Genomic DNA, 24,914 nt, shown 5'->3' with positions numbered 1-24,914 from the left:
TATTTTTTGTGGTTTTTATTTAATTGTATTCCTTTTTATTTTTTAATTTATTTTTATTCTTTATTGTTTTATTTTTTTGCTATGGTTTGTATTTTTGTTTTTAGTTGTTTGTGTTTTTAGTGATTTAGCTTTTGGATTTATATTGTTTGGGGATTTAGTCGTTTTAAGTTTAAAATGTTTATAGCGAGTTTGATAAATTTGGTTTTTTTAGTTTTTACTGCTTATTTTTTTGCTTTTTTATTAATCTGAAAAATTAGGTTGTTTAGTTGTTTAGTTGTTTAGTTAAACGGTAGGATACGTTTTTATTGTGAAATTTTTTAATTAACTGTAGCTTTAAGATTTGATAGAATGCTTACTAAGAATTAGATGGCTTGATTGTTTTAGTTATTTTTATGGCTTAGATTTGTGTTGTTTGGTTATTGAATTGTTTTAATGGTTTATTTGATAGGTTGGGGTTGGGTGATGAGAAAATAGTAAATTGTTTGACTATTTAGTTGGATTATTTTATTATAGATATTTTTGTTTACGACATTATTTTTAAATTTTTATGATTTTAGATTGTGATTTATGTTTTAGTTGAAAAGGTTGATAATTTTTTAATGGTTTGCTAGGTTTGTAACTTATATATTGGAATATTTTTTGCTTGTTGTAATTTATAAATTTATTCAGGAGCATAAAGATGTTTCGTATAGAGGAAAATCGATTTTCTAATCACTCATATGATATTTTTAGTTCAAAACAAAAAAATGAAAAACAAACTGTGCAATCCCATCAAGAACAAGCATTTTCACTTGAATTAAATTCAAGCATCCAAGAAAAAAATAGCTTATATGATAGACCTTTAAAGGAATTGTTTCAAGAAGCAAAAGAAGCTTCAGAGAATGCCTTGAAAGAATACAAAGAGGAAATGTATTATAATAAAGAGACCGGTAAATATGAGAAAAAATTTACAGAAAGTAATGAAAAATACAAAGAAAAGATAAAAGAGAAAATAGAAGAGCAAATTAAAGAAAATATACAAAATAGTTTGCAAGATAAAATTTCTCATATCAATATTCAATTAAGTCCTAAGCAGTTAATAGCACAAGCACAATTTGAAGAAAAACAAAAAGCGACTCTTAAAACATCGGATGTTTTTATGTAATTATTTAAGATAAAGGAGAATTATGAAAAAAATTATTAGTGTTTTAGCATTATCAAGTATAGCTTTAATTGGTGGAGATAAATTATTGAATATTTATGAAAGTCCCACTTGTGGATGTTGTGATCTTTGGGCTAATTATATGAAAGATAAAGGCTATAAAGTGCAAATACATAAAAGCGAGGATTTTTTAAAAATAAAAGAAAAAATGAATATTCAACCTGTGTATCAAAGTTGCCATACTGGTGTAATTGATGGTTATGCCATAGAAGGACATGTTCCTGAAGATGCAGTTGCTTGGCTTTTGAAAAATAAACCTGAAGATGTTATAGGTATTTCTGCTCCTGGTATGCCTCAAGGAAGTCCTGGGATGGAGCAAGGTTATGAAGAAGAATATCCTGTAGTTTTAATGCTTAAAAATGGAGATTATAAAATTTATGGGATCTATAAAGGACATAATTTAATTACCACAAACTAAGCAATTTTGCTTAGTTTATTTTATATATTAATGGTATTCTTATACGAAAAGTTTTTTCATATTGTGGAAAATTCTTAGATGCTATACGTATAGTTTCTAAGGCACTATCGTTCAATAATTTATATTTTGATGGTTTTAATATTTTTAAGTTTAATAGATTTTTATCTTTAGTCCATGTGAATTCTACTAAAATTTCACCACTCATTCGCATTTTTTTGGCTTGTCTAGGAAAGATTAAAGCTTCATCTATAGCTTGTTTGACTTCTTTTAAAAGCTCATTATTATTAGCTAAAGATATGCTTTCTTGAGAAGTTATTGGAGTGTTTTTTTCTTGGGTTAAAGTTTTTTGGGGTTTTATTTCTTCATTTAATTGATTTGTTATCTTGGCATTAGTTAAAGTATTTACTTTTTTAGGTTGAACAACAGACTTTTCTTTTGTTTGTTCTAGTTTTTTTATTTTTTCTTGTTTAGGCTGTTCGGTTTTTACTTTAGGGAAATCTTGTAAAAATTGTTTTATAGCTATATTAAATTTTTCTTCTTTTGAAGCACTATGTTGTATATGTAAAAAACTCTTAGTATAAATAAAAACAAAAAATAAAGGCAAAAAGAGAAATAAAGTGATAAAAAAGGATTGATTTTTATGATTATTTATAAATGTTTTCATTTTTTTTGCTCTGTTAAAATTTGAAAATTTTCATGATTTTTATTTTTTAAAATATCAATAATTTTTACAAAACTTTCAAATTTTGCTTCTTTATCACTTCTTAACTCTACTAATGTTTTAGAATCTATAGTGTCAAATTTTTCTTTTATTTCTTCTAGGGAGATTGCTTTTCCATCGATATAAAATTTATTTTCTTTATCAATCAAAATGCTCACTTTATCTTTATTTTTATTTATAGAATTTGAATTTTCACTTTGTGGTAGATTGATTTTGATTTCACCATGCGCGATAAAAGTGGATATGCTTAAAACAATGGCTAGCAAAACAAGCATTATGTCTATAAAAGGAATAATGTTTAAACCTTCATTTTTTGGTAATTTAAGCATTTTTATCCTTAAAAATACGATATGCATTACTCAAAGTTGATATTTTTCTAAGCAATCCATTATAAGCCATTAAAGAAGGAATGGCAACTAAAATTCCTAATGCTGTAGCTTTTAAAGCTAGCGATAAACCAATAACAATAGATTTAACATCAATATTCCCACTTGCGCCCATGTCATAAAATGTAATCATAATTCCCACTACAGTTCCCAAAAGTCCTACATAAGGAGCATTAGTGTAAATGATATAAAGCATGGTGAGATTTTCACTAATCGCATCATCAAATTTTTCTTGACATTGATAATCATTTAGCTTAATTTTTCTAAAAAACAAGATACGCTCAATAGTGCACCATATAGCAATAAATGCCATTATTCCTAAAACAATAAATATAATTAAGTCAATGTAAGTTTTTAAAAATTCCATTTTATCCTCGTTTTATTTTTTTTGTGATTATATTGCTAAAAATTAAATTTTTTATTAATAACAATTATCATAATTGATACAATAAATTTATTTTAAATTAATAATTATTATCATAATATTCCAGTTTTGAAAATATATTTACAAGAAAGGAAATAATGAAAAAACATTGTTTATCATTTTGTGTTGCTAGTTTTTTGGTCTGTAATGCTTTATCACAAGAAGTTTTATTAGATAGCTCCATAGTAAGTGCTTCTGGTTTTTCTCAAGATATTAAAGAAGCCCCTGCCACTATAAATGTGATTAGCAAAAAAGATTTAGAAAGTAAGCCTTATAGAGATGTTGCCGAAGCTATTGCTGATATTCCTGGTGTGGATTTATTTGCTAGTAAAGGAAAAACTGGATCTTATAATATTACCATGAGAGGTATTACTGGTTATACTTTAATTTTAATTGATGGGCGCCGTCAAGGGATAGGCGGAGAAGTAGGACCTAATGGTTTTAATGAAATTTCAAATTCATTCCTACCTCCAATTTCTAGCATAGAAAGAATAGAAGTAATCAAAGGACCAATGAGTACTTTATATGGTTCTGAAGCTTTAGGTGGTGTTGTAAATATCATCACAAAAAAAGTAAGTGATAAATGGGAAACATCAGTTAGTCTAGATAGTATTTTTAATGCACATAAAGAATGGGGTAATACTTATGGCACAAGTATATATTCAAGCGGCCCGTTGATGAATGATCGCCTAGGATTAACCTTACGTTTTAGAGAGTTTTATAGGGAACAATCTAATGTTGAATTTAGCAATGGAAGTGGACAAAGAGTGCAAGGCGATCAAGCACAAAGCCCTACAAAAGCTAATAATTTTAATTTAGGAACTAGGTTAAATTACTTAGTAGATGATTATAATACTTTGATATTTGACATTGATTTTTCAAGAAATCATTATGATAACAAAAAAGGTCAACTAGGCACATTAACAAAACCAACAGATAAAAATGATGGCTCTTTAACAGGTGGTTATACAGACACTATGCAAGTGGATAAGTTGGTAACTTATTTAAGTCATGAGGGTGTGTATGAAGATTTTTCGATTACTTCTACTTTGCAGTATAACCGTGTAAGTAACTATGGGCGTGAGGTGGTTGGCCAAGCAAATCAGCCATTTTTAGGGCAAAATAGAGATATAGTTGCTGAAGATATTATTTTAGATACAAGATCAGTTATTCCTTTAGGCCAAAGTCATATTTTAAGCGTGGGTGGTGAATATAGACTTGAAAAAATGCAAGATAAAATCGCTAATCCAACGAATTTTGATCAATATTTATTAGCTTTTTTTGCAGAAGATGAATATAGTATAAGAGATGATTTGAGATTTACTTTTGGCGCAAGGTATAATCATCATGAAATTTTTGGAAATAATATTTCACCAAGAGCTTATTTGGTTTATAATCCTACTAGCGAACTCACTTTAAAAGGTGGTGTTTCAACGGGCTTTAGAACTCCATATGCTAATAGATTGATAGCTGGTGCTTATAATTATAGCGGACAAGGTAAATACCCTATGTATGGAAATCCAAATCTAAAAGAAGAAACATCGCTTAATTATGAATTAGCTGCCGTTTATAATAATGATTTATTTTATATTTCAGCAACTGGCTTTTTAACCAATTTCAAAGATAAAATTTCTAGTCAAAAATTCGACAAAGATAGCATGATTTCGGGTATTGGAAAATGTGAAGCTGATACATGTTATCAAGCGATTAATCATGGTAAGGTTGAATATAAGGGTATAGAGCTTGGAGCGGGGATCACTCCTTTAGAGCATTTAAATTTAGATTTAGCTTACACTTATCTTGATAGTGAAGTAAAAGATGCACAAGATAAGGCTGTGATAGGAAAGCCAGAAATTGATAGTTTAAAACACAATATCATGTTAAAAGCAAGTTATAACATCTTTAATAAATTTACTCCATGGGTAAAAGGTGAGTGGCAAATAGATCGTTATATGGGTGATACAAATATTAATAGAGAATACTATCAAGATGTCTTTTTAGCTTCTATGGGCGTGCGTTATTATATCAATAAAAAATGGAGTATTAATGCAGCAATTTATAATCTTTTTGATAAAAGTTTTACAAATGACTGGGAATCTTATAAAAACAAAGGTGAAGATACTTGGGTAAATACTTATAATCGTATAGAAGAGGGAAGAAGAATTTATATTTCAATCAATGGTAGTTTTTAATTTTGTATAGTTGGTGAACCAAAGAGTTTACTAAGAGCTTCTTTGGTTTCGTCTTTAGGATCGTATTTTTTAGCATCTTTTTTAAAATTTTCAAAATGCTCATTTAAATTTGGAGTGCTTTTTACTTCTTGTTTTATGGGAGTTTTGAATATATCTTGTAGTTTTTGAGTGTCTATGGTTTCTGTTTTTTGAATTTTGATTTGTGCTTTTTCTCCAAAAAGCTCATGAAGTAATGTTTTGATTAATTTAAAACCATTATTTAAAACCATTCTATCATTATCTTTAGCGTGTGAGCTAATACTTAAAATATCATCTTCAAAAGAAATAAATTGAGTGGTTTTTTTAAAAACTTCAGCTAAATCATAATCTCTTTTATATATTGCTTTTAAGAGATTTTCATAAGGATTAAGTTTTTCTTCTTTAGGAGTTTGTTGAATAGAAGGAATTTCTTGTTGTTTTGGACTTAGCATGCTATCTTGTTTTGAGCTTTTAATAGCCTCATCAATGCTTTTTAAATAAGTTGCTTCAATAAGCATGAAAGCCATAACGCAAAGTACAAAGCTATCATCATCACTAGAATTTAACATAGTCTTAGCGCGTGAAAGAATTCTAAAAAATCTTTCATAAATTAACATAGAAAAAAGATTATTTTTGGCAAAAAATGCTTCTTTTAAAAAAAATATCATCTCATCAATGACATTACTTGCTTCATAATCTTCAAATTCTTTTAAAAACTCAAGAACTTTATCTTTGTCATTAGCTAAAATGGCTTGATAAAATTCTTCAATTTTAGCTGGATCTAAAAAGCCTAGCATTGCAGTGATTTTTTGTGTTTGTATATCATTTTGACAATATACTATGGCTTGATCTAGTAAGGTTAGGGTATCTCTTAAGGAGCCATTTCCACTTCTTGCAATGAGTTTTAAAGCTTCTTTTTCGTAGTTGATATTTTCTTTTTCCAAAATCCACTCAAGATGATTTAAGATATCATGGGTAGAAATTTGCTTAAATCTAAAATGCTGCGTTCTTGAAAGAACTGTGGCAGGAAGTTTTAAGGGATCGGTTGTTGCTAGTATAAATTTTACATAACTTGGTGGCTCTTCTAAGGTCTTAAGCAAGGCATTTGCTGCTTGTGGGGTAAGCATATGTACTTCATCGATAATAAAAATTTTAAACCTAGCTAAAGATGGAGCGTATTTGACTTGTTCGATAAGCTCTTGAATGTCTTCTAAGCTTCTATGGCTTGCAGCATCCATTTCTATAATGTCTATATTAGAACCATTAAGTGAAGATAAACATTGAGAGCATTCTCCACAAGGGTTAGCACTTGGTCCCTTTTCGCATACTAAGGCTCTTGAAAAAATTCTTGCACTTGAAGTCTTTCCGCTTCCACGTAATCCTGAAAACAAATAAGCATGTGCTAAGCGATTATTTTCAAGAGCATATTTTAAGCTTGTAGAAACAGTATTTTGCCCTACAAGTTCATTGAAATTTTTTGGTCTGTATTTAACAGCAAGAGCTTGAAGCATTGCTACTCATTCATGATAGATAATAACTCTTCATTGCTTTTGGTTTTTAGCATTTTAGAGTATAAGAATTTTAAAGCCTCTATATCATCCATTTGTGAAATAGCTGATCTAATTGCCCAAATTTTTTGAAGTTTTTCGACACCTTGGAGCAATTCTTCTTTTCTAGTACCCGATTTTATGATGTTAATTGCAGGGTAAATTCTTCTATCTGAAATATTTCTATCAAGAACGATTTCACTATTTCCCGTTCCTTTAAATTCTTCAAAAATTACTTCATCCATTCTTGAGCCTGTTTCTATCAAAGCAGTTGCTATAATGGTTAATGAGCCACCATGCTCTATATTTCTAGCTGCACCAAAAAAGCGTTTTGGTTTATGCAAGGCATTTGCATCAACCCCACCGCTTAAAACCTTACCACTACTTGGCGTAGCGGTATTATAAGCTCTTGCTAATCTTGTAATAGAATCAAGCAGAATAATGACATCTTTACCTGTTTCTACCATCCTTTTTGCTTTTTCTATAACAAGCTCAGCTACTCTAACATGATTATAAGCAGGTAAGTCAAAAGTAGAGCTAAAAACCTCACCTTTAACACATCTTTGCATATCTGTAACTTCTTCAGGGCGCTCATCTACCAAAAGTACAATCAAATGAGCCTCTGGGTGATTTTTAGCAATAGCAGTAGCTAGTTCTTTCATTAGTTCAGTTTTACCAGTTCTTGGAGGTGCTACGATTAAGCTTCTTTGGCCTTTTCCTATAGGGGCAAATAAGTCAAGCATTCTACCTGTTAGTTTTAAAGGATCGTATTCTAATTTGATTTTTTCAGTTGGAAAAATTGGAGTAAGATTGTCAAATAAAGGTCTTTCTCTGGCTTCTTTTAATGGAAGATAATTAATTGCTTCGATTTTTAACAAAGCGTAGTATTTTTCTTGTTCTTTTGGTTCTCTAACTTGACCGGTAACTATATCCCCAACACGCAGAGCAAATTTGCGAATTTGTGAGTTTGATACATAAGCATCATTAACGCTATCGCTTAAATTTGAATCCATGCCACGTAAAAACCCATAGCCTTCAGGTGAAATTTCTAAAATTCCTGTAAAGAGTATAAAACCACCTTTTTTGGTTTGTGCTTTTAGAATTTCAAAAATAAGATCTTGTCTTCTAAATTCTCTTGGATTTTCTATTTCAGCTTCATTGGCAATTTTAACTAAGCTTTCTAGATCAAGCAACTTTAAATCTTCTATCTTATAACCTTCCACCGGAATGTGTGTTCTTTGATGTTGTTTTTTTTCTTTTGTATTTTCCATATATCCTCTAAAATGTAGAAAATGTAGTATTTAATAATGAATAAGAGATTTTATTCAAAAAAATGCTTCTTTGTCAAATTTTTAAAATTATAATATAGCTTTGTAAATAATTTTTAAAATAGTGATTTTAAAAAAATGATAAAATATTGCAAAAATTATCAAAGAAAGTATAAGATGAAATGCAAACACTGCCAATTAAGCTTTAGACAAGATCAAATGATAGAAAAAAATGGAAATTATTTTTGCTGTAAGGGTTGTGAGAGTGTTTATGAGATTTTGCAAGAAAATAATTTGGAAGAATTTTATGAAAAACTTGGCAATCAAACTCTAACTCCTGCGATAATAGAACATAATGTTAAAGATTATGAAAAATACATACAAAAAACCAAAGAGGATTTTAGTGAGATTTTTTTACTTATAGAAGAAATTCATTGTGCTGCTTGTGTTTGGCTTAATGAGAAAATTCTCATTAAAAGCGAAGGAGTGATAGAAGTTGATATTAATTCTATTACTCATAAAGCTAGAATTGTTTTTGATAAAAAAAGCATAAATTTAGCAAAAATTATCCAAAGTATAGAAAGTATAGGTTATAAGGCTAGTGTGTATTTGCCTACAAAGAATGAACAAAGAGCAACTCAAACCAAAAGAGATTTTTATGCAAAATTAATAGTTGCCATAGCTTGTGTGATGAATATCATGTGGATATCTGTAGCCAAGTATGCTGGGTTTTTTAGTGGCATGGAAGCTGATACTAAGGATATTTTGCATTTTGCTGAATTTTTACTTTGTACTCCTGTGCTTTTTTACACAGGCTCGATTTTTTATAAAAATGCCTATTATGCTTTAAAATTTAAAAGTGTTAATATGGACACTTTGGTAATTAGTGGGGCAAGTTTAGCTTATATATATTCAATATGGGCAATGTTTTCAAGAGCTTCGCAAGTGTATTTTGATTCTGTAGCGATGATTATTTGTTTTGTTTTTATAGGAAAGTACTTAGAGCTTTTAAGTAAGAAAAAAGCTCTTGATACGCTTGATCATTTGCGATCGTTTTTAAGTAGTGAAGTAAGGGTTTTAAAAAATGACAAAATAGAAAATATCGATGTAGAAGAAGTGCAAATAGGGGATATTATAGAATTAAAAGAAGGCGATAGGGTTTTAATAGATGGAGTGTGTGTTAGTGGTAATATTAGCTTGGATATGTCTAGTTTAAGTGGAGAGAGTTTACCGCTTGATGTGCAAAAAGATAATATGATTTATTCTGCCTCTTTGGTTTTAAGCGGGAATGCTTTATATAAGGCAAATGCACTTTATAAGGATTCTAAATTAGCTAGGATTATTAATTTGCTCGAAAACTCAAGTTCAAAAAAAGTCAAAATAGAAAAAATGGTACAACAAGTAAGTAAGTATTTTTCACCTATTATCTTAACTTGTGCTTTGTTTTGTTTCGCTTTTACTTTTTTTGTATTAAATTTGGGTTTTGAAGAAGCTATGATACGCATGGTTTCTGTGTTAATCATAGCTTGTCCATGCGCTTTGGCTTTGGCTACTCCTGTGAGTTCTTTAGTGGCAATTAGTGCTGGTTTGAAAGAAAAAATTTTATTTAAAGAAGCAGGTGTTGTGGAGGATTTGAGCAGGTGTAATGTGGCTGTGTTTGATAAAACAGGGGTTTTAACAAAGGCTAGTTTAGAAGTTAAAAAAAGCTTTTTGGATGAAAGGTTAAATAAAAATGAGTTATTACATTTCTTACACCTAACTAACCACCCAGTGGCTAAAAGTATTTTGAAATTTTTAGATGAAAAAATTGATAGTAGAATAGAATTTGAAAAAGTTCAAAATTTTCAAGCAAGAGGTTATAAAGCTTTTTTGGGCAAAGATGAATTTTTGGGAGGAAATGAGAAATTTTTTAAAGAAAATCATATACAAGTACAAGAATTTCAAACTACGCATTTTATATTTGCTAAAAATAAAACTATATTAGCAGTTTTTGAATTAGAAGATAGTATGAGAGAAAGCTCTGAAGAGTTGATTAGATTTATGAAAGAACGTAAAATGCAAATTTATATGTTAAGTGGTGATAATTTATCTGCTGTGAGTAAGGTAGCTGAAAAATTAAAAATAAATAATTTCAAAGCCGCATGTATGCCAGAAGATAAAATGCAAATAATAGCTAATTTAAATCAAACAGGTAAGGTTTTAATGGTAGGAGATGGGGTAAATGATGCTTTAGCACTTTCTTATGCAGGTGTTGGGGTTTCTTTAAAAGAAGGTTCTGAGCTTGCTATGGAAAATAGTGATATTATATTGTTAAAAAATGACCTAAAAAGCTTACAAAAAGCCATACAAATAGCTAAAAAAACTTACCAAATTATTAAGCAAAATTTAGCTTTTTCTTTGCTTTATAATGCTTTGAGTATGCCTTTGGCTTTTTTTGGTTTGATTAATCCTTTAATTGCAGCCTTATCAATGTCTTTTAGTAGTATAATAGTAATTTTAAATGCTTTAAGGATAAAAAAATGAATGGCGTTTTGATGATGATGATAGGTGTTTCTTTAGTTGCTTTATTTTTGGCAATTTGCGCTTTGCTTTGGGGTATAAAGAATAAGCAATTTGATGATGATTATAAATTTACTACTTTAAATGATAGTGAAGATGCTTTAAACGATGCAGTGATTTTAGAAAAAAGAAAAAAAGAAGCCATGGAAAAGAATAAAAAACAGCCATAAAGGCTGTTGAATTATTTTTTCAAGCTTTCGATATAATCTTCAATAGCTTTAAAATCTTCTTCTGTTAAGCCTTTAAGGTTGATTTTCATAATTGCGCCTTGGCCATAAGCATTTCTTTTACCTGCTGCATAATCTTTCATATATTGTAATCTTTCAGCTGCAGTTAGAGAATTTAAAGCAGGAACTTTATTAAGGTAAACTTTATCTGCTTTAGCACCATGACATACTGCACATTTTTTATAAAGTGTAGCACCATCTGCAGCAAAAGCTGAAACGCCAAGACATGCTAAAGCTGATAAAACAAGTAGCTTTTTCATTGTATCACTCCTATATAAATTGAAAATAAAATGTTTTTAATTATAAGATTTTTTTATTTAAAGTCGCTTAAAAATTTTTTTTACTTGATAAATTATAAAAATCTTAATAAAAATACATTATAATTTTTTTATGAAAACAAAGGCATTATTTTTAGATAGAGACGGTGTTATTAATATAGATAAAAAATACGTTCATAAGATTGAAGATTTTGAATTTTGCGATGGTATTTTTGAACTTTGTGACCTTTTTCAAAAGCAAAATTTTGTAATTTTTGTTGCAACTAACCAATCAGGTATTGCAAGGGCTTATTATAATGAAAAAGATTTTGAAATTTTAAGCTCGTATATGCTAGGTGAGTTTTTGAAAAAAGGCATTAAAATAGAAAAAATTTATCACTGCCCGCATTTAGAAAATTGTGAATGTCGTAAGCCAAAACCTGGTATGTTTTTAAAAGCACAAAAAGAATTTAATATAGATTTTTCACAATCTTTTTTTATAGGGGATAATTTAAGTGATATGCAGGCTGGAATTAATGCTGGTATAAAAAATCTATTTTTAATCAATGAAAATTATAATGATGATGAAAATTATAGAGTATTTAAAAATTTAAAAGAACTTTTGCATTATTTAAAGGATAGAAAATGAAAATAGTGATAACGGGTGGAGCGGGCTTTATAGGCTCTGCTCTTGCTTTGGAACTTCAAAATAAGCATGAAGTCTTAATTGTGGATAAAATGCGCTCAAGCGCTACTTTTGAAAATGGAAATTTAGAAAGTTTTGGTCATTTTAAAAATATTTTAGATTTTGAAGGTGAGCTTTATGTGGGTGATATTAACGATGAAAAAACTTTAAAAGTTATAAAAGCTTTTAAACCTGATGTAATTTTTCATAAAGCTGCAATTTCAGATACAACTGTTTATGATCAAAGCAAAGTTTTAAAGACTAATTTAAACACTTTTAAAGATTTTATAGAACTTGTCTTAGAGCTTAATGCAAAATTAATTTATGCAAGTTCAGCTTCAGTTTATGGAGATGCTCCAAGCCCACAAACTGTAAATTTAAGCGAAGCCCCTAAAAATCCTTATGCATTTTCAAAATTAATGATGGATAAATTAGCAAAAAAACACTTTGATAAAATGCATATAGTTGGGCTTAGATATTTTAATGTATATGGCAAGGGAGAATTTTTTAAAAATACCACTGCTTCTATGATTTTGCAATTTGGACATCAAATTTTAGCGGGTAAAAGTCCACGTTTGTTTGAAGGAAGTGATCGAATTTATCGTGATTTTGTATATATTAAAGATGTTGTGAGTGCAAATTTACAAGCTTTAGAAGCAAAAAGTGGAATTTATAATGTAGCCACAGGCAAAGCAAGAACTTTTCAAGATATAGTAGATATTTTACAAAAAGAATTAAATACTAATTATCCTTGTGAATATATTCCTAATCCTTATAAAAATGCTTATCAATTCCATACCCAAGCAAAATTAGATGAGAGTTTTTCATATAAAGCTAAATTTAGTCTTGAAGAGGGTATAAAAGATTATTTAGATGAGATTAAAAGGCTTTATGAAAAGGAAGTAAATGCTTGATTTTTTAAGTTCTAAAAAGCCAAAAATTTTAGTTGTTGGGGATTTTATGGTGGATCATTATATATGGTGTGATTGCACTAGAATTTCTCCAGAAGCTCCTGTAATGGTGATGAAATCACAAAAAGAAGATAAAAGACTAGGTGGAGCTGGTAATGTATATGCGAATTTAAAAAGTCTTGGTGCTGAGGTTTTTGCTCTAGGGCTTGTGGGTGATGATGAGAGTGGGAGATTTTTAAAAGAGAATTTAAATGCAAAATTATTAGTAGAAAAAGGTAGAAAAACCCCTCTTAAGAGTAGGGTTTTATCACATTCTCAGCAGGTTTTAAGACTTGATGATGAGAATGATTTTGATACTAAATTAGAAGATGAAATTATCAAAGAGTATAAAAAAATCGCAAAAGATTATGATGCAATTATTTTGAGTGATTATGCTAAAGGAGTTTTAACTTCAAAAGTTACAAAGGCTATGATAGGGTATGCAAATACTTTAAATTTACCTATTTTGATTGATCCAAAAGGAAGTGATTTTAGCAAATATCAAAATGCAACCTTGCTAACTCCAAATAAAAAAGAAGCTACTTTGGCCTTAGGGCTAGAAAAAATAGATAATTTAGAAAAAGCTTTAAAAAAATTAAAAGATGATTTAAATCTAACTTATTCTATTATAACTTTATCTGAAGAAGGAATAGCACTTTTTGATGAAAAATTACACATTATTCCTGCAAAAGCTTTAGAAGTTTATGATGTAACAGGAGCTGGAGATAGTGTTATAGCTATGCTTGCTTATGCTTTGGCTTTAAAAGTTGATATTGTAAAAGCATGTGAGTTAGCAAATGATGCAGCAGCTGTTGTGGTGGCAAAAGTGGGAAGCGTGAGTGTAAGTTTAGAAGAGATTAAAAATCTAAAAAAAGCTTCTTTTGAAGATAAAATTAAAAGCAAAGAAGAGCTTGTAAAATTGCTACAAGATCAAAAAGTAGTTTTTACCAATGGGTGTTTTGATATTATGCATTATGGTCATATAAAATATCTTGAAAAAGCTAAAAAATTAGGAGATATCTTAGTTGTAGGTTTAAATTCAGATGAAAGCGTAAAAAGACTAAAAGGAAACTCAAGACCTATAAATTTAGAATTCCAACGTGCATGTATGCTTGCGAGCATGTATTTTGTAGATTATGTAGTGATTTTTGATGAGGATACTCCTTATGAATTGATAGAGTTTTTAAAACCTGATGTGCTAGTTAAAGGAGCTGATTATAAAGACAAAGAGGTAGTGGGTTCAAATTTAGTAAAAAAAGTAGAATTGATCGACTTTGAAGATGGATTTAGCACTACCAATATAATTAATAGGATTGCAAATGATAAATAAAATCGAAAAGGAATTTATTCAACATCAAAAAACCTTGGAGGAAAGTTTGAAATTAAAAGAGCAAATTGTCGCAGTTGCTCAAGAGTTAAAAGTATGTTTGAAAAATGGAAGGAAAATTTTAATTTGCGGAAATGGTGGAAGCGCTGCAGATAGCCAACATTTTGCAGCTGAACTTAGTGGAAGATATAAAAAAGAAAGAAAGGCTTTAGCTGCTATTGCCCTAAGTACTGATACTTCTGCTTTAAGCGCTATAGGAAATGACTATGGTTTTGAATTTGTTTTTTCAAGACAAGTTGAAGCTTTAGCTAGTGATAATGATGTATTGATTGGAATTTCTACTAGTGGAAAAAGTCCAAATGTGATCAAAGCTTTTGAAAAGGCCAAAGAAATTGGTGCTAAATGTATAGGACTCAGTGGAAAGGGCGGTGGAGTGATGAATGAATTATGCGAGCATAATATAGTTATTCCAAGCGATGATACAGCTAGAATTCAAGAAATGCATATTTTAATTATACATTGTTTATGTGATTTGATAGAAGAAGAATATTAAGTTTGGGTTATTTTCCCAAACTTAAATAATATTCAATTTGATCTTTTTGTAAAATTCTAATTAAATTTGTACTTCCTGCAACACCTACTGGAAATCCTGCGGTAAGAGTGTAAACCCCATCTTTTTTCATAAGACCTTTTTCGACTCCAAGTTTTACAGAATTGCTTAAAAGTTCTGTTAAATTTTCATGTTTTTCTATTAATATAGCAGGTTGAACTCCCCAAACTATACTTAAAAAATTTAAAGCTTTTTTAGAATGAGTGATAGCTATGATATCCATTTTTGGACGATATCTTGCTGTTTTAACCGCAGAAGCGCCACTACTTGTGATGGTAAAAATTGCATTTGCATTTAAATCAGTTGCTAGTTGTGTGCTTGATTTAGCAATGATATCGGTTTCATTGAAACATTTAAAGCTTTCAAATTTTTCATAAGGATAGTTTTTTTCTGTTTCAATGATAGTTTGAGTCATAATATCAACTGCATTTGCTGGATCAATCCCCACTGCACTTTCTTCACTAAGCATAACCGCATCAGTGCCATCAAGCACAGCATTAGCAACATCTGAAATTTCAGCTCTTGTGGCAGTTTTGGATTTTGCAAGTGAAAAAAGCATTTGAGTAGCAGTGATGACAGGTTTATTGGCTTCATTAGCCTTTTTAATGATAAGTTTTTGTATATTTGGCACTCTATAATAAGGCACTTCAATGCCCAAATCCCCTCTTGCTACCATTATACCATCACTGCTATTTATAATTTCATCGATATTTTCAACCGCATCAAATTTTTCTATTTTTGCAAAAATAGCTATCTTAGCATTATTTTCATCGAGTATTTTTTTAACTTCATCAATATCGTGAGCATTTTGCACAAAAGATATGGCCAAAAAATCTACATCGTTTTTAATGCCCCATGCGAGATCGTCTTTATCTTTTTGAGTGATAACATCAATATTAATTTTTGTATTTGGAAAATTAATTCCCTTGTTTGAGTTAAGCACCCCGCTATTTTCTACTTGGGTTTGGATAAAATCTTTTTCAACTTGCACTACTTTGGTTTTGATGGAACCATCGCAAAGATAGATGTATTCTCCTGCCTTTAGCATAGAAAGAATTTCAGGATGATTAATACAGACTTTATAATGCTCATTAGAAAGTTTTTCTCCTTCAAAAGTATCCTTGTAAAAGTCTAGTCTATCTCCATTTTTTAATTCAAAAGCTTCTAGAATTTTTAAAGTTCTAATTTTTGGCCCACTAATGTCTTGTAAAATTCCAATTCTTGCATTAAGTTCAGCTGCAACTTTTCTAATGGTAGCTAGATTTTGACTATGATACTCATGGGTTCCATGTGAAAAGTTTAAACGAAAAACATTCACTCCATTAATAATCATTTGTCTTATTGTAGCTTCATTTTCGCTTGCTGGTCCAATCGTTGCAACTATTTTTGTTTTTTTTAACATTTCTTATCCTTTTTATAGTAGTTCGCTAATAAATAAATCCTCATTAAAATTAGCACCCAAGTATTGACAAATAAGTTTTGCATCTCTATAACCATTACCAAGACAACTTGTAGCACCTGGGCTTGGGGTCATGTTGAAAATGATACCTGGAATTTCAGTAATGCTTGCCTCTCCAAGCATTAATTCTCCTGTCTTTTTATCAAGTACTTGAGGGCGTACTCCGCCAAAATTTTTAGCATAGTATATATCATCTGTTTTTAAGCTAGGAACTATTTTTCTTGCATCTTTTACAAAAAGTCTTTTATTAATGTAAGGAATTTCAAACAAATAATTATAAAGAATATAATTTCTAATAGTAGAATCCTTAAAAAGATTAAGGCAAATTTTGACTACATTCATGTCTAAGTTAAGTGTTTTGAAAAATTCAGGTAATGATTTAAAACCATGGTATCTTTCTAGCATAGGAATAACTAAAGCAGTAGGACCAAAGCGCGTATTCATATTAGCTAATAAATCAGGATCACCATGTAGCGCAGCAAATGGGAGTTTTGGATTTTGTACCATATATACTTTACCATTTAAAATTTTTCTTTTTGCCATGTAAAAACTTCCTGCAACAGGAAAACAAGATTTGTCTAAACCTATACCCATTTTATGTGCTAAAAATAAGGAGTGTGCACCTGCATTTACTACAATTGATTTTGCACTATATTCTTTAAAATCTTTTGTTTTTATATAAAAAATATCATCTTTTTTTTCTATAAAAACAACTTCTTGATTATAAGCTACATGAGTGTTTTTTCCTTGTTTACAAGCTTGCTCTATGAGGTTTTGACTCATTAATCCAAAATCTACTGTGGTATAAATTTCACCTTCCTCTACACCCATAGCTACTATATTATCTGCTCTATCATTGATACCATCTTCACCTAAGACAACATTAGGTTCTATTTGCTTGATATCGTTTTTGGTGTAAAATTTAATGTAAGGATATAATTCTTTAAATTCCTCATGTCTATTTTTCATATACTCGCATTCTTTGTCTCCAACCGCAAGTGCAAGTTTTTGATGTGAGTGCATAAATTTGTTTTGAGCATTTTGTAAAAGTCCATATTTTACAATCATATCTGCTGTTTTTTTGACTTTTCTTGCTTTTTCTAGAGTATAGTTTGTTTCTATATCGCCACAGTGGATGGTTTGAGAATTGCTTGTGCTATGACTGTTTAAAGTTGCAGCATTATTGTATTTTTCTAATAAAGCAATATTTTGAATATTTGTATATCTAGCTAGTTCGTAAAATACTGCAGCACCAGAAATCCCACCGCCTATTACTACGGTATCAAAATGTTTTTGATCCATTGTTGTTTTTCCTTTTGTGTGTTTACTTTTGCTAATGATATCAAAATATAGTTGTTTTGAGTTTAAATAAAGCTTATAAATTAAAGTGTAGAGATATAGAAATAAATTTTAAAGTATAAAATTTTCACAAACAGCTTTTTTCATACCTCTAAAAATTAAAAATTTATCATAAATAGCATAGTCGAAAAAATTTGCAAGAAATTGCCCATCGCCGCCTGTAAAATATAATTTTTTATCATATGCACTATCTTTTATAAGCAAATATATGCTTTTAAAGACACCATAACTCAAAGCATCGATAGTTCTTTGAGGAAAAGCATCGAAATTAATCTGAGTGTTTAGTTCGCACTTTAAACGAGAAGAAATATTAGAAAAAGATTTTTTATAGCTTTCAATACCAGGAAGAATAAAACCACCAAGATGAATAGAATTAGAGATAATATCTACAGTGATTGCAGATCCTGCATCGACTACAACACCATCTTCTATAGTATAACACGCTGCTACTCTATCAACACCTAAATTATTATAAATGGTATCAAAATTAAAATATGGAGCAAGATTAATAAATAAAGGATTTTGTTTTAATCTTTGCTCTAAATTTGGATTAACATTAATATAAAATACTTTCTGTGTTGGCTCATATTGTAAAAACTGTTCTATACCCATAGAATGAAATTTTTGCTCATTTAGAAAACTTGCGGTTGTATTGCCAATATCACATAAAAGCATAGCTTTTAATCCCTTTGGTAGTTAAATATTCTTTTGCTTTTGAGCAAATTAAAGCTTGATGCAAAATAAAGTAATTTTGAAAATTTAAGTTTAGAGTTTGGCTTATATTTTGAAAAATATCTTCAAAATCTAAACTTTCTTTTATTAAAATTTTACTTTTTGCAAAAGAAAATAAAATTAAACAACACTGTTTATTTGTATTCTCTCCATATATACAAATTAATTTTTTCTTTTTACTAAAAGCATGGATATCTAAGGATTTAGTATTTTTTAAAACAATCCCATATTTTATAAGAATATCACTAAGCTCTTGATTCATTTTAGTTTAATTGTAAAAATTTATTTTGAAAGAAAAATTTGCCATTAGTCATAAAACTTTTTTTATCAACGGCTTCACTTAGTTTATATACTGTATAATCTTTCAAATTTGTATTTAGCTTGATCAAATAACCTGTTTTTTCAAAAATATACAAAGAGTTGTTATACAAGGTGCTTTTAGAAAACAGAGCAAACTGAAATTTTATTTCATCGATTTTTCTAAGATTGTAATCATTTTTAAGAATTCTTCCATCTTTTGTAAGTATGAAAATTTCATTATCATTGGTATTTACTTCTTTAATATTTTCATTTAAATATAAGGTTCTATTTGGAGTAACAACGATGATTTTTTGTGCTGTTGCAGCCACCATGGTATCGTTTTTTACATGAAGGTAGATGATGTTGTTAAAAAACTCTTCACTGCTTACTAAAATTTCTTTACTAACTTTTAATGTGCTTTTGTTAAGTATGGCTAATTTTCCATTAAGCATAGGATATATGATAATAGTATTTAAAAAATAAGGATTAGCATAACGACTGTCTTGAGCATAAGCTGTGCCTAAATTTTGAAGCATTTTAATACCAAGATTTTTATTTGCATATACTAAGGTATTGCTAGCTAAAACCAAGGCTATATCATCTCCATCTATACTTGCACTTACTACGCTTTCATTGAATTTATGAGAAAATAATTCATCACCTTGTAAATTTAAAATTTTAAAGTTTCCGTTATCATCACCAATAAGAACTTCTTCTTGTTGCATATTTAAAATATGATAATTTTTATCTAGTTTAAAATTAATAATATTCCCCATGGTATCAATAAAGGAATTGCTATTTAATTGTGCTATATTGTTATTGAAATTGATAATCTTACCATTAATATTATGTGAGTTATAAGGAAGTTGTTCTGTTTGTGTTGGTTGATAATACTCTCTTTTTGTGCCACAAGCACTAAAAAATATTAAAGTTATAATAAATAAATAAAGGTGCTTCATTTTATTCCTTGGTAATGTTTTAAACTTGTAATAATTTGCCATAAAGGTGAATTTATAGGTATTTTATTAAATTCTATATCTGCATTTTTAAAATCATTTTGTTTTAGAAATTCAAAACCTGTTAGCAAGGTATTATAATCTTTTAAAAATTCTGACTTTTGATTATTTTGAGCAAGTACTATTTGTTTTAACAAAGGATCTATATCAAGACTTAAAGTTTTATTAAGATCTTGACTGTTTTGATTCATCATGAATATGGTGTATAAATTTGCATTTTTTTGTTTTAATTCTTCGAGTAGCTTTTGATCTGAAGGATTTTTTAATAAGTTATTAAAAATTATATTGCTTTCTTGAATATTAGTTTCTTGTTTTAAATTATAAAAATAACTACCACCAAAATATGCAATTAAAAGCATAATAATTGTAATGAAATAGTATTTGTATTTTTTTATAAAGCGCTCAGATTTGATAAAATTTTCCATCATTTGCTCTTGAGAGCTTAATTCTTCTTGGACTGCTTTTAAGTTTTCTTTTAAAGCCATATTTTCCCTTTTTTAGAAAGAATAAATATTATTTATTGTTTTAAGTCTATAATTGTAACATATAAAAATGAAAAAATAAATAATTTTATGTTATAATTTTTAATCTAAAAAAGAGTTTTCTTGGATATAAATTAAAAATTAAGGTAAATCATGCAAATTGATGATAAGTTATTGACTAAACTTGAAAAGCTAAGTGCTTTAAAAATTGCCGATGAGAAAAGACAAGAATTAGAAGAGCAATTAAGTCAAATTGTTAATTTTGTAGAAAAACTAGATGAATTAAAACTTGATGATGTGGAAGCTATGACTAGTACTACAAAAGGTGGAACACCATTTAGACTAGATGAAAGTATAAAATCTGAAGTATTTGATGTAATTAGCAAGCATGCTCCAAATTCTCAAGAGGGATTTTTTATAGTTCCTAAAATAATTGAATAAAATATTTGGAGTTTAGCGTAGATGGAAAATTTTTCGTGGTTTGATGTATTTGTTTTGGGCTTAACTGTGATTTTGGGCTTAAAAGGCTTGGTAAGTGGCTTGTTTAAGGAAATTTTTGGTTTATTAGGCATAGTTGGTGGAGTTTTACTTGCTTCAAGATATGCTAAAGAAATGGCAGAAATTATTAATAATAATTTTTATGCAATTGAAAATGAAAATCTCGCAATTTTTGCGGGATTTTTAGTTCTATTGATTGTGATATGGATAGCTTGTATGGCTTTGGGAAATATATTATCAAAAATGTTTAGTATGAGTGGTCTTGGTTTTATAGATCGTATTGGTGGATTTTTATTTGGTAGTGCTAAAATATTTTTGATTTTTGCAATTTTGGTAGCTTGTATTAATAATATAGAATTTTTAAATTCAAGCTTGGAAAAATATGCTAAAAATAGTTATACGTTGGATTTACTCAAGCAAACAGGTGAATATATAATGAATACGGATTTTACTCAAAATGGTTTAGATAAAATACAAGAACAAATTATAGATTCTAATATAAGTCTAAATTCGGAGGTAAATAATGCAAATTGAAAATATAGAATATGATGTTTTGCTTGAGTGTTTTAAAAAAACACTTAAAGACAATGGTTTAAAATACACTAAACAAAGAGAAGTGCTTTTGAAAACCTTATATAATAGTGATATGCATTATACCCCAGAAAGTTTATATGTAGAAATTAAGCAAAAAAATCCTGAACTAAATGTAGGCATTGCAACAGTTTATAGAACTTTAAATTTATTAGAAGAATCGGGTATGGCTACTTCTATATCTTTTGGTGCCTCAGGGAAGAAATTTGAACTTGCAAATAAACCTCACCATGATCATTTAATATGTAAAAGTTGTGGAGAGATTGTAGAATTTGAAAATCCTATTATTGAGCAACAACAAATGTTAATCGCAAAAGAATATAATTTTAAATTAACAGGACATTTAATGCAACTTTATGGTCTATGTCCACAATGCAGTAAAAAATAAAGGTATATTTAATGTTTGATAATATTCTAGAGCAACAAAAAATTCAAAAAGCGCAAGAATTAAAAGAATTAGGGATCAACCCTTATCCGCACTTTTTAAAAAAAGAAATGAGTATAAGTGAATATAAAAGTAAATTTGCTTACATTAAAGATATGGAAAATCAGCGCGATGAAAATGTTCATGGAGTATTAGCAGGAAGATTAAAGCTTCTTAGGATAGCTGGTAAATCAGTGTTTGCTAATATAGAAGATGAGCAAGATAATCTGCAAATTTATTTTAATCAAAATATTTTAGGGGAAGAATACTTTGCCATTTTAAAAAAATATCTTGAAGTAGGCGATATTGTTTTGGTTAAAGGGTTTCCTTTTATGACAAAAACAGGAGAATTCAGTCTTCATGCGGAGCAAATTCAAATAGCTACAAAAGCCATAGTGCCTTTACCAGAAAAATATCATGGGTTGACAGATATTGAGCAAAGGTATAGAAAAAGATATCTTGATATGATTATGAATAGTGAGGTGAGAAAAGATTTTATTTTACGTTCTAAAATCGTTTCTTATATTAGATCTTTTTTTGATAATAAAGGGTTTTTGGAAGTTGAAACTCCTATGATGCATCCTATTGCAGGGGGAGCAAATGCAAAACCTTTTGTGACTTATCATAATGCTTTGGGTGTGGAAAGATTTTTAAGAATTGCCCCAGAATTATATCTAAAGCGTTTGATTGTAGGCGGTTTCGAGGCGGTTTATGAGATTAATAGATGTTTTAGAAATGAAGGGATGGATTTAACGCACAATCCTGAATTTACTACAATCGAGTTTTATTGGGCTTATCATAATTACCATGATTTAATGGATTTAACAGAAGAGCTTTTTGCTATGCTTTTAGATAAGTTAAATTTAGATAAAAAACTTGAATTTGATGAAAAAATAATTGATTTTTCTAAGCCATTTGAAAGAATTACTTATAAAGATGCATTAAAAAAATATGGTGGTTTAGACGATGAGCTTATTAGCAATAAAGAATTAATTTTAGAAAAGCTAAAAAAAGACGGCTTTGAAGCTAATGAAAAATTAGAATTAGGTCGTTTACAAGCTGAACTTTTTGATAATTATGTTGAAGATAAATTGATTGATCCTACTTTTGTGATAGATTTTCCTATTTCTATAAGTCCTTTATCTAGAAGAAGTGATAAAGATAAAGATATTGCTGAAAGATTTGAGTTGTTTATCGCAGGTAGAGAAATTGCTAATGGATTTAATGAGCTTAATGATCCACTAGATCAATATGAAAGATTTTTAAAGCAAATTGAAGCAAAAAATGCAGGCGATGAAGAAGCATGTGAAATGGATGAAGATTTTGTTAATGCACTAGGTTATGCTATGGCGCCAACTGCAGGTCAAGGCATAGGAATAGATAGATTAGTTATGCTTTTAATTAATAAAAAATCAATTCGTGATGTAGTGCTTTTCCCAGCTATGAGACCACTTAAAAATGAGGTAAAAGGAGAGTAAATGTTGGAAAATTTTGATAAAGAAATTTTTGATTTAACCCAAAAGGAGCTAGCAAGACAATGTGATGGTCTTGAAATGATAGCAAGTGAAAATTTTACCATACCAGAAGTAATGGAGGTTATGGGAAGTATTTTAACAAATAAATACGCAGAAGGCTATCCTGGTAAAAGATATTATAGTGGATGCGAATTTGTAGATGAGATTGAAACGATTGCTATAGAAAGATGTAAAAAACTTTTTAATTGTAATTTTGCCAATGTACAACCTAGTTCAGGTTCACAAGCAAATCAAGGTGTGTATATGGCATTATTAAATCCTGGTGATAGAATTTTGGGTATGGATTTAAGCCATGGAGGACACTTAACTCATGGTTCTAAAGTAAGTTCTTCTGGAAAAGTTTATGAAAGCTTTTTTTATGGAGTTGAGCTTGATGGAAGAATTAATTATGATAAAGTTAGAGAGATAGCAAAAGAAGTTAAGCCAAAACTTATTGTTTGTGGTGCTAGTGCTTATCCTAGAGTGATTGATTTTGTTAAATTTAGAGAAATAGCAGATGAGGTTGGTGCGTACTTATTTGCTGATATTGCACATATTGCAGGTTTGGTTGTAGCAGGTGAGCATCCTAGCCCATTCCCTTATGCTCATGTTGTAAGTTCTACTACACATAAAACTTTAAGAGGTCCAAGAGGCGGGATTATTATGTGTAATGATGAAGAAATTGCCAAAAAAATCAATTCTGCAATTTTCCCAGGTATTCAAGGTGGTCCACTAATGCATGTAATTGCTGCTAAGGCAGTTGGGTTTAAATACAATTTAAGCGATGAGTGGAAAATTTATGCTAAACAAATCATTAAAAATACTGCTACTTTGGCACAAGTTTTAATAGATAGAAAATATGATTTAGTTAGCGGTGGTACTGATAATCATTTGATTTTATTAAGTTTTTTAAATAAAGAATTTAGCGGTAAAGATGCAGATTTAGCACTAGAAAGAGCAGGTATTACAGCTAATAAAAATACTGTTCCAAGTGAAACTAGAAGCCCTTTTGTGACGAGTGGTTTAAGACTTGGAACAGCGGCTTTAACAGCAAGAGGCTTTAAAGAAGAGCAAATTGCTATTGTTGCAAATTATATAGCTGATATTTTAGATGATATACAAAATACTAAATTACAAGAGGAAATCAAGGTTAAACTAAAGGATTTAGCAAGTAATTTTATTATTTACGAAAGGGCTTTATTTTGATTACAACAATGGATTTAGCTTTAATTAAAATGGTTACGAGCCATTATTATATAAAGCGTGATACTATAGTAAATAAATATGAATACAAGGGTAGAATTTTCTTTGATAAATTTGAGAAAGTCAATGCTCCATTAACTGCTAGTGTTATACAAGAGCATATGGAAAAAAAGATAATCGTGGCGCATTCTTTGATCAATAGTTTTGATAAGGTTGAAAATATTGTATTTGATTATAATGGTTTTAATGCGGAACGTTTTTGGCATAGAGCACAACTTGTTTTAAGAGAAGAAGGTTTTATTAATTTTACCGCTTATAGAACAAGAACTAATAATCACTTGCATTTATATATCCATAAAGGGCATACAACCTTTAACGAGGCTTGTTCTTTGGGCTCAAAGTTATCTTTACTTTTTTCCCAAAAAATGCCTGTAGAGTGGAAAGTTTTTCCTAGTATGGACATACCTAAAGAATTTAATATCTTAACCTTACCTTATGAAGTTTATCAAAAAGAACGTGGTGCTTCTTGGTCTAAACATATGTAAT

27 protein-coding genes are annotated in these 24,914 nt (G+C 29.2%); 15 read left to right on the top strand and 12 right to left on the bottom strand.

Annotated features, from left to right (window positions below; all coding sequences use genetic code 11):
- Positions 1–679 precede the first annotated feature (679 nt).
- Together ACOTVC_RS06335 and ACOTVC_RS06330 are read left to right on the top strand one after the other, a co-directional pair.
- Positions 680–1,144 carry a hypothetical protein gene (locus tag ACOTVC_RS06335; RefSeq protein ID WP_039628094.1) on the top strand — a complete coding sequence of 155 codons (465 nt, stop codon included), beginning with the start codon at positions 680–682 and terminating at the stop codon, positions 1,142–1,144.
- A 22-nt stretch (positions 1,145–1,166) separates the two neighbouring features.
- Positions 1,167–1,619 (top strand): DUF411 domain-containing protein, encoded by a 453-nt coding sequence (locus tag ACOTVC_RS06330; protein ID WP_214116958.1) that lies wholly within the window; start codon positions 1,167–1,169, stop codon positions 1,617–1,619.
- 10 nt (positions 1,620–1,629) lie between these two features.
- Here ACOTVC_RS06330 and ACOTVC_RS06325 read toward each other — a convergent pair whose 3' ends face one another.
- Genes ACOTVC_RS06325 through exbB form a run of 3 tightly spaced genes read right to left on the bottom strand, consistent with a single transcriptional unit; the run spans position 1,630 to position 3,093 of the window.
- On the bottom strand, positions 1,630–2,283 hold the full coding sequence (locus tag ACOTVC_RS06325) for an energy transducer TonB family protein (protein WP_421628013.1): 654 nt from the start codon (positions 2,281–2,283) through the stop codon (positions 1,630–1,632).
- On the bottom strand, positions 2,280–2,669 hold the full coding sequence (exbD, locus tag ACOTVC_RS06320; protein ID WP_421628011.1) for a TonB system transport protein ExbD: 390 nt from the start codon (positions 2,667–2,669) through the stop codon (positions 2,280–2,282). The genes ACOTVC_RS06325 and exbD overlap by 4 nt, the downstream gene beginning before the upstream one ends.
- Entirely contained in the window at positions 2,662–3,093 is a 432-nt protein-coding gene (gene exbB / locus ACOTVC_RS06315; RefSeq protein ID WP_149062773.1) for a TonB-system energizer ExbB, read from the bottom strand. Before exbB ends, exbD begins: the two co-directional genes overlap by 8 nt.
- A gap of 155 nt (positions 3,094–3,248) precedes the next feature.
- Between exbB and ACOTVC_RS06310 the strand changes: the two genes are divergently transcribed.
- Entirely contained in the window at positions 3,249–5,342 is a 2,094-nt protein-coding gene (locus ACOTVC_RS06310; RefSeq protein WP_421628009.1) for a TonB-dependent receptor domain-containing protein, read from the top strand.
- Here ACOTVC_RS06310 and ACOTVC_RS06305 read toward each other — a convergent pair.
- Positions 5,339–6,871: a DNA polymerase III subunit gamma/tau gene (locus ACOTVC_RS06305; RefSeq protein WP_421628008.1), complete on the bottom strand. Its 1,533-nt coding sequence runs from the start codon at positions 6,869–6,871 to the stop codon at positions 5,339–5,341. The two genes, ACOTVC_RS06310 and ACOTVC_RS06305, sit on opposite strands and share 4 nt — an antisense overlap.
- Before the next feature lie 2 nt (positions 6,872–6,873).
- Positions 6,874–8,178, bottom strand: coding sequence for a transcription termination factor Rho (gene rho / locus ACOTVC_RS06300; protein WP_214116556.1), 1,305 nt, complete (start codon positions 8,176–8,178; stop codon positions 6,874–6,876).
- 174 nt (positions 8,179–8,352) lie between these two features.
- Here rho and ACOTVC_RS06295 point away from each other — a divergent pair, with 174 nt between their 5' ends.
- Together ACOTVC_RS06295 and ccoS are read left to right on the top strand one after the other, a co-directional pair.
- On the top strand, positions 8,353–10,698 hold the full coding sequence (locus ACOTVC_RS06295) for a heavy metal translocating P-type ATPase (RefSeq protein WP_421628006.1): 2,346 nt from the start codon (positions 8,353–8,355) through the stop codon (positions 10,696–10,698).
- The gene (ccoS, locus tag ACOTVC_RS06290) at positions 10,695–10,904 is read left to right on the top strand and encodes a cbb3-type cytochrome oxidase assembly protein CcoS (protein WP_039617783.1); all 210 of its coding nucleotides are present in this window, start codon (positions 10,695–10,697) and stop codon (positions 10,902–10,904) included. Before ACOTVC_RS06295 ends, ccoS begins: the two co-directional genes overlap by 4 nt.
- 11 nt (positions 10,905–10,915) lie before the next feature.
- Here the strand turns inward: ccoS and ACOTVC_RS06285 are convergent, their stop codons facing one another.
- On the bottom strand, positions 10,916–11,221 hold the full coding sequence (locus ACOTVC_RS06285; RefSeq protein ID WP_039617785.1) for a cytochrome c553: 306 nt from the start codon (positions 11,219–11,221) through the stop codon (positions 10,916–10,918).
- A gap of 130 nt (positions 11,222–11,351) precedes the next feature.
- Between ACOTVC_RS06285 and ACOTVC_RS06280 the strand changes: the two genes are divergently transcribed.
- Genes ACOTVC_RS06280 through gmhA form a run of 4 tightly spaced genes read left to right on the top strand, consistent with a single transcriptional unit; the run spans position 11,352 to position 14,733 of the window.
- Positions 11,352–11,867 carry a D-glycero-alpha-D-manno-heptose-1,7-bisphosphate 7-phosphatase gene (locus ACOTVC_RS06280; protein ID WP_214115409.1) on the top strand — a complete coding sequence of 172 codons (516 nt, stop codon included), beginning with the start codon at positions 11,352–11,354 and terminating at the stop codon, positions 11,865–11,867.
- Positions 11,864–12,817, top strand: a complete 954-nt coding sequence (gene rfaD, locus ACOTVC_RS06275; protein ID WP_214116560.1) for an ADP-glyceromanno-heptose 6-epimerase — start codon at positions 11,864–11,866, stop codon at positions 12,815–12,817. The genes ACOTVC_RS06280 and rfaD overlap by 4 nt, the downstream gene beginning before the upstream one ends.
- Positions 12,810–14,183, top strand: coding sequence for a D-glycero-beta-D-manno-heptose-7-phosphate kinase (rfaE1, locus tag ACOTVC_RS06270; protein WP_039641027.1), 1,374 nt, complete (start codon positions 12,810–12,812; stop codon positions 14,181–14,183). Before rfaD ends, rfaE1 begins: the two co-directional genes overlap by 8 nt.
- Positions 14,173–14,733: a D-sedoheptulose 7-phosphate isomerase gene (gene gmhA, locus ACOTVC_RS06265; protein WP_039641029.1), complete on the top strand. Its 561-nt coding sequence runs from the start codon at positions 14,173–14,175 to the stop codon at positions 14,731–14,733. Before rfaE1 ends, gmhA begins: the two co-directional genes overlap by 11 nt.
- Positions 14,734–14,740: 7 nt before the next feature.
- On the opposite strand, the gene pyk is transcribed toward gmhA, so the two are convergent.
- From pyk to ACOTVC_RS06235, 6 genes are all read right to left on the bottom strand, one after another.
- Positions 14,741–16,192, bottom strand: coding sequence for a pyruvate kinase (gene pyk, locus ACOTVC_RS06260; RefSeq protein ID WP_421628003.1), 1,452 nt, complete (start codon positions 16,190–16,192; stop codon positions 14,741–14,743).
- 12 nt (positions 16,193–16,204) lie between these two features.
- Positions 16,205–17,551, bottom strand: coding sequence for an FAD-dependent oxidoreductase (locus ACOTVC_RS06255; RefSeq protein WP_087685340.1), 1,347 nt, complete (start codon positions 17,549–17,551; stop codon positions 16,205–16,207).
- A gap of 108 nt (positions 17,552–17,659) precedes the next feature.
- On the bottom strand, positions 17,660–18,283 hold the full coding sequence (locus ACOTVC_RS06250) for a type III pantothenate kinase (protein WP_214099533.1): 624 nt from the start codon (positions 18,281–18,283) through the stop codon (positions 17,660–17,662).
- Positions 18,270–18,602 (bottom strand): hypothetical protein, encoded by a 333-nt coding sequence (locus ACOTVC_RS06245; RefSeq protein ID WP_087685342.1) that lies wholly within the window; start codon positions 18,600–18,602, stop codon positions 18,270–18,272. The genes ACOTVC_RS06250 and ACOTVC_RS06245 overlap by 14 nt, the downstream gene beginning before the upstream one ends.
- Before the next feature lies 1 nt (position 18,603).
- Entirely contained in the window at positions 18,604–19,599 is a 996-nt protein-coding gene (locus ACOTVC_RS06240) for a hypothetical protein (RefSeq protein ID WP_214099534.1), read from the bottom strand.
- The gene (locus ACOTVC_RS06235; RefSeq protein WP_214116871.1) at positions 19,596–20,141 is read right to left on the bottom strand and encodes a hypothetical protein; all 546 of its coding nucleotides are present in this window, start codon (positions 20,139–20,141) and stop codon (positions 19,596–19,598) included. The genes ACOTVC_RS06240 and ACOTVC_RS06235 overlap by 4 nt, the downstream gene beginning before the upstream one ends.
- A 150-nt stretch (positions 20,142–20,291) precedes the next feature.
- Between ACOTVC_RS06235 and gatC the strand changes: the two genes are divergently transcribed.
- From gatC to ACOTVC_RS06205, 6 genes are read left to right on the top strand one after another with little or no spacing between them, the layout of a single operon-like run.
- Positions 20,292–20,579, top strand: coding sequence for an Asp-tRNA(Asn)/Glu-tRNA(Gln) amidotransferase subunit GatC (gatC, locus tag ACOTVC_RS06230; RefSeq protein WP_087685344.1), 288 nt, complete (start codon positions 20,292–20,294; stop codon positions 20,577–20,579).
- A 21-nt stretch (positions 20,580–20,600) separates the two neighbouring features.
- Positions 20,601–21,170, top strand: coding sequence for a CvpA family protein (locus ACOTVC_RS06225; protein ID WP_214116869.1), 570 nt, complete (start codon positions 20,601–20,603; stop codon positions 21,168–21,170).
- Positions 21,160–21,615 carry a Fur family transcriptional regulator gene (locus tag ACOTVC_RS06220; RefSeq protein ID WP_087685346.1) on the top strand — a complete coding sequence of 152 codons (456 nt, stop codon included), beginning with the start codon at positions 21,160–21,162 and terminating at the stop codon, positions 21,613–21,615. The genes ACOTVC_RS06225 and ACOTVC_RS06220 overlap by 11 nt, the downstream gene beginning before the upstream one ends.
- A gap of 11 nt (positions 21,616–21,626) precedes the next feature.
- Positions 21,627–23,129 (top strand): lysine--tRNA ligase, encoded by a 1,503-nt coding sequence (gene lysS, locus ACOTVC_RS06215; RefSeq protein ID WP_421627999.1) that lies wholly within the window; start codon positions 21,627–21,629, stop codon positions 23,127–23,129.
- The gene (locus tag ACOTVC_RS06210) at positions 23,130–24,371 is read left to right on the top strand and encodes a serine hydroxymethyltransferase (protein WP_421627997.1); all 1,242 of its coding nucleotides are present in this window, start codon (positions 23,130–23,132) and stop codon (positions 24,369–24,371) included.
- Positions 24,368–24,913, top strand: a complete 546-nt coding sequence (locus ACOTVC_RS06205) for a DUF1882 domain-containing protein (protein ID WP_257906660.1) — start codon at positions 24,368–24,370, stop codon at positions 24,911–24,913. The genes ACOTVC_RS06210 and ACOTVC_RS06205 overlap by 4 nt, the downstream gene beginning before the upstream one ends.
- Position 24,914 lies beyond the last annotated feature (1 nt).

It is taken from the genome of Campylobacter sp. GB48, assembly GCF_049221845.1.
GTDB classification, from domain to species: Bacteria; Campylobacterota; Campylobacteria; order Campylobacterales; family Campylobacteraceae; genus Campylobacter_D; species Campylobacter_D lari_C.
The sequence above is the reverse complement of the archived record's forward strand: the minus strand, read 5'-3'. Positions and strand labels throughout refer to the sequence as shown.